The sequence below is a fragment of the Persicobacter psychrovividus genome (assembly GCF_036492425.1).
GTDB classification, from domain to species: Bacteria; Bacteroidota; Bacteroidia; order Cytophagales; family Cyclobacteriaceae; genus Persicobacter; species Persicobacter psychrovividus.
The window spans coordinates 1-5,000 of record NZ_AP025304.1; the positions used below are offsets into that span (position 1 = coordinate 1).

The 5,000-nt window shown below is 44.5% G+C and carries 4 protein-coding genes (1 of these 4 running past the window's edge); 2 read left to right on the forward strand and 2 right to left on the reverse strand.

The window, feature by feature from the left end; genetic code table 11:
* The first annotated feature begins 1,864 nt into the window (after positions 1-1,864).
* A complete protein-coding gene (locus AABK40_RS23720; protein ID WP_338399688.1) occupies positions 1,865-2,797 on the forward strand; it encodes a replication initiation protein in 933 nt (310 codons plus the stop codon).
* 238 nt (positions 2,798-3,035) lie between these two features.
* Here the strand turns inward: AABK40_RS23720 and AABK40_RS23725 are convergent, their stop codons facing one another.
* The gene (locus tag AABK40_RS23725) at positions 3,036-3,440 is read right to left on the reverse strand and encodes a DUF3859 domain-containing protein (protein WP_338399689.1); all 405 of its coding nucleotides are present in this window, start codon (positions 3,438-3,440) and stop codon (positions 3,036-3,038) included.
* Between the two features lie 218 nt (positions 3,441-3,658).
* Here AABK40_RS23725 and AABK40_RS23730 point away from each other — a divergent pair, with 218 nt between their 5' ends.
* Complete coding sequence (locus tag AABK40_RS23730) at positions 3,659-4,936, forward strand: hypothetical protein (RefSeq protein ID WP_338399690.1); 1,278 nt, start codon at positions 3,659-3,661, stop codon at positions 4,934-4,936.
* Between the two features lie 40 nt (positions 4,937-4,976).
* Here AABK40_RS23730 and AABK40_RS23735 read toward each other — a convergent pair whose 3' ends face one another.
* Positions 4,977-5,000 carry the 3' end of a replication initiation protein gene (locus tag AABK40_RS23735; RefSeq protein WP_338399691.1) on the reverse strand. 951 nt of this gene lie beyond the right edge of the window, so 24 of the gene's 975 nt are visible here — the last part of the coding sequence; the start codon falls outside the window, past its right edge; its stop codon occupies positions 4,977-4,979.

Genomic DNA, 5,000 nt, shown 5'->3' on the forward strand with positions numbered 1-5,000 from the left:
CTTTAGGGCCTCTACTGCGGAACGCTTCATTTCACCTGTACCGAAAAGAAAACGGTACTGTTTATCCGTACATATTCCGCAGGAATATCGGGAGCCGCAACAGCTAAAACGATACGAAAATAAAGGGGGAGAAACACCATCAGCGGAAAGAGGTTCCGAATAAGGCCACAGCGAGGGTGCTGTTGATGAAGAATCGGGAGGATCGCCAGAAAAGTATGGACAAAGAAAAACCCAATAGTTATCGCTATTGGGCCCCAAAACTTAACCTACTTATGACTCCTGAAAATGCATGAGGTCTTGCGACCTCCTTTTGCCTTTCATTTATAACAGTGCAGCCACCAACCAATATCCGCAGTGCGAAACGCACTTTTTTATCCATATGATTGAACGGTGAAATGAGGCCTGTACAAGAGCCCTGGAACAGCGCTATCGCGCCAGAAAAGTATGGACAAAGAAAAACCCAATAGTTATCGCTATTGGGCCCCAAAACTTAACCTACTTATGACTCCTGAAAATGCATGAGGCCTTGCGACCTCCTTTTGCCTTTCATTTATAACAGTGCAGCCACCAACCAATATCCGCAGTGCGAAATGCACTTTTTTATCCATATGATTGAGCGGTGAAATGAGGCCAATACAAGAGCCCTGGAACAGCGCTATCGCGCCAGAAAAGTATGGACAAAGAAAAACCCAATAGTTATCGCTATTGGGCCCCAAAACTTAACCTACTTATGACTCCTGAAAATGCATGAGGTCTTGCGACCTTCTTTTGCCTTTCACTTATAACAGTGCAGCCACCAACCAATATCCGCAGTGCGAAATGCACTTTTTTATCCATATGATTGAGCGGTGAAATGAGGCCAATACAAGAGCCCTGAAACAACGCTATCGCGCCAGAAAAGTATGGACAAAGAAAAACCCAATAGTTATCGCTATTGGGCCCCAAAACTTAACCTACTTATGACTCCTGAAAATGCATTAGGTCTTGCGACCTTCTTTTGCCTTTCACTTATAACAGTGCAGCCATCAACCAATATCCGCAGTCCGAAACGCACTTTTTTGAAAGATAAAATCAATCGGTGATTAGCACCCCGATCACCCATCGCATTCGCTACCAAAAAGCCGACAGAATATCGCCGAAAGAGCATTATGTTAAGCAGCATATAGCGGCCACTTTGCCGTTATTGGTCATCTTCTTTTTTACGACAACTGTCGCCCCGCCATAATTTGTTGTCTTTTAATTGTTTTATATGTTTTAAGACCCCGTAACAGGCTTATTATAAGTAGATTACAAGGGTTATCGTATCTTTTGGGGCAATTAGGGCATCTTTTAGAGCAATTAGTGCATCTTTTGGGGCAATTAGCGCATCTTTTGGAGCACTAAGCTTATGTTAGCAACCATTAACAGCCGATTTACTTACTGAGCAGGCTACTAAACAGTCAAAATAACGCCCTAAAAGATGCCCTAATTCAAGAGCGAATAAGGATAGGCCATTAAAGCGATTCCATCAGTCGGTCGCCGAGATCACTTTTCTAATTGTACCTCCTCAGCAGTCAAAGCTTGAAACGCTTCAACTACTCAACTCAAGCAACCTTAAGCTAACCGCCCGTCTATTATTATTAATTTACAATTACTGATACTGGTCTATGACCTGTCCCTCCTGATTATTTTTCTTATTTTTCTATTTTAGAGGGTCGCAATAGCCTAACAATCAATTCGTTACAAGGTCTAAAAGTACCTTTTATCGGGTGTAGAGTACCTTTTATCGGGCGAAGAGTACCTTTTATCGGGTCAAAGTACCGTATCATTTTTTTGAATAGGTACTAATTATTGTTACATTGCAGAGATATAAAATTGATTGATTATGTCTAAGTCCATACCCCAAAAAGAAATCCGACAACATAATAAGTTCTCTGAAAGCATCGTCAGAAAGAGCGCCCTATCGAAGAACATTGTTTACCTCCTTCTAAATCAACTTTCGCCTAATGATCCTAATGAAAAGTTCTATACCTTTTCCTATGCTGATCTCAGCGAAAAGATCGGAACGAAGGTTACTCGTGAAAATATGAACAGTGCCTGTGAGTTACTGATGAAACCTATTACAATCAAAAACTGGGAAGGAACAACAGATTGGAAAACGGTGTTTTTTACTGATGCAAGGTACAATGATGGTTTACTCCAGCTGAAAATCAATCCGACTTGCAGGCCGTTCTTCTTTGACTTGAAAGAGCAGTTCACTTCCTACAGTCTCAATACCGCTATTGCCCTCAAGAGTAAGTATTCTAAACAGGTCTATGAGTTATTGATGCAATGGAAAATGAAAGGGGGATGTACTTATGACAAAGATGAACTGTGCAAAATACTCGGAGTGCCAAAAGTTACTCAAGCCTCTTGGACTCGACTTTGCGAGAAGGTTCTTGATGTTGCCCAGAGGGAGATTAACGAAGTTGCTGACATCAAAATGAAGTATGAAGGCATCAAGAGAGGAAGAGGTTACAAGAAGGTCAAGTTTACCTTTACCAAACAAAAGGAACGAGCGCAAGACAAGGCCCTGACAGGTGAAGAGTGGCTGAGAATAGAAGAAGCGATTCAATCCAAAGAGCTCTTGAATGAACTGATCCGATTCATTCCAATCATGATCAAGGACCTTTCTCGATTCATGAAAATCAAGAATGAGAAGTTCATCAAGCGGGCATTTACTCAAGCCTTTTTGCTTCAATATGCCAACTTCGACTGTGGATTTAAGGAAGAGTTTGACTTCAATATCGATGCTTACAAACCCATCCTGACGAACTGATCTCCTACCGCCAAAAGCAACATCATCCCGCCCCCTTCAAGCTGTGAAATCAAATGGAAACTCCCCTTTTGATTTCACACCTTTTGACCCGTTATTTCATCCTCTGAAAACCATCCTTGAACCGCCGCCTGAAACCACCGAACGGCCACCATAACACAAAGCCTCAACCAGGGGGTGGCTGAGGCTTTTCCTGAACAGCATTCCCTTTGGGCTTACTGCTCACCATACAATCCGTCGGTCAGGGAGCAACAACATGAAGCGTCTTGTCGGCCACCTGTTCACCGTCAATATAAGTCACCATTCGCCATGGCCCAATCTTGTCTTCCGTCGTAGGACCAAACACACTATCGCCCAAATAGAAGGTGTATTCATTCTTGTTGATCGGCACCTCGCCCGTAAACGGAGGCCTGACTTTCCCTTCTTCATCCCGAACTCCTGGGTGATCGATACGGAAGGTTATCCGCTTGCCTTTGCCTTTGCCTTTGCCAATCTGCAATACATAGCCAAACTCCTGGTCGAGTATTGCTGGAATACGGTCGGTCAGGACTTCAAAATCGGGAATCCCTTGCTGGTCCCGATCCCATTCCGCATACATGCCATAACTGATCATCTTTACTTCCGCCTTTGTTTTCTTTCTTGCCATCTGCTGTTCGGTTGAATAACTGACTGCTGAATACCCACTAAATCCTTATCGCCTTACTGATTTAAAGATCAAGGGCATAAGCACACCGATCTAAAGTGATCATATCATGATTTTTTCGAGGTATTCCCGTCTGATTTGATTTCAATTCTACACAAAATAAAACTCCATGAATTTCCGTAAATTGCAGGTTCAAATACATTCGCTGGCAAAAACGGATCATGGAAGAGACCATCAAGTTAATCAAGAAAAGCCTCAAACAGCAAGGCTTCACCAAACAGCTCGTCAATCGTACCCTGAAGGAAATCATCGATGACAAAGGAGCCATCAAGAAGCCTGAGGACCTCGACCCTGAGATCCTGTCTGAGATTCAGAACTTGGAGAAGGAAGCACAGAACACTTTCAAGACCGCTTTCGAAGGCGACCGAAAGGAACTCATCCTGTTCGCCCACTTTGTATCTGCCCTTTTGCTGGAGAAAGACAAAGGGGTTATCCGTACTGGCCATGAACTCTGGAAGGTCATTAACCGCCGACAGTTCTCCGATGATCAACTGACCCAGCTATTGCGAGAGGTGGACAGTGCCAACAAGAACAGCTTTGGCCTCAGCCGACAGTTCGACCAGCTGATTCTCGAAAACGAGCAGCTTTCCAAAGCTGGAGGACAGCCAAAGGTGATCGACCTTCACCCGGAAATAGAGCAGAAATTACCAGGAAACTTCAGTACCGAAATTACCCGTGATTTCTCCGAGAATGAGATCAAATCCCTGCATGCGATCATTGGGCTTTTCAACCAGGCCAAACAGGAGGATCGCATGACCCACATCAAGGAATATGACGAGTGGACGCTGGAGTTTGAGATGAGCCATTACTATGAGCTTTTCGGATTGCCCAAGAAGGAGGAGAAAGACGGCTACACCCGATTCGATACCCGTGGGCAAAACCGTGCAAGGGCAGGACTTGTGGAGCTGTCGAACCGAAAGTTCATTATCCCTGAAGAGTATGACAAAGGGGATGTGCATGTGAAGAAGATCAAGATCCGTTCCCTGATCGACATCAAGGAGATCTCTGAACATACCCACCACAAGGGGAAGTCTTATCAGGAGATCGCCAAGACCAAGCACATCAAGATCTCGATTGACGGTATCTTCCTGAAGGACTTTGAGCACAACTTCTTCAAACTGCCCATCGACCTGAACAAGCAGATTGCCCAGGCACTCGGCGTGAAGCGGGTCTCTTCAGCAGTACAGTTTTTCATTGTCAATCTGTATGCCCTCTCGCAACAATCAAGTACCGATGTGATCGAGCAAAGCTATCAGTCGATGATCGAGACGATGCGACTTGAAAAGGCTTTTAAACAACGGCGGAAGAAGCGGGTACAGGAGCGCATCGATCAGGCGATAGAATGCGCTTTTGAACTGGGCGTGATCAGCAAGTTTGAGACCTTCAAGATCGAAGGTAAAAAAGAGCCCAGCTACCGATTCCATCTGTTGAGAAAATAAGGGGCAGGGCGAGGGTTTTCCCCGATGGCCCAAACGTAATTTATCGCTTGGGCTTATACATGTC

Excerpts from the sequence above, each read along its gene's own strand:
- AABK40_RS23730 (WP_338399690.1), top strand. The coding sequence starts at position 3,659 with ATGGAAGAGACCATCAAGTTAATCAAGAAAAGCCTCAAACAGCAAGGC.
- AABK40_RS23720 (WP_338399688.1), top strand. The coding sequence starts at position 1,865 with ATGTCTAAGTCCATACCCCAAAAAGAAATCCGACAACATAATAAGTTC.
- AABK40_RS23725 (WP_338399689.1), bottom strand. The coding sequence starts at position 3,440 with ATGGCAAGAAAGAAAACAAAGGCGGAAGTAAAGATGATCAGTTATGGC.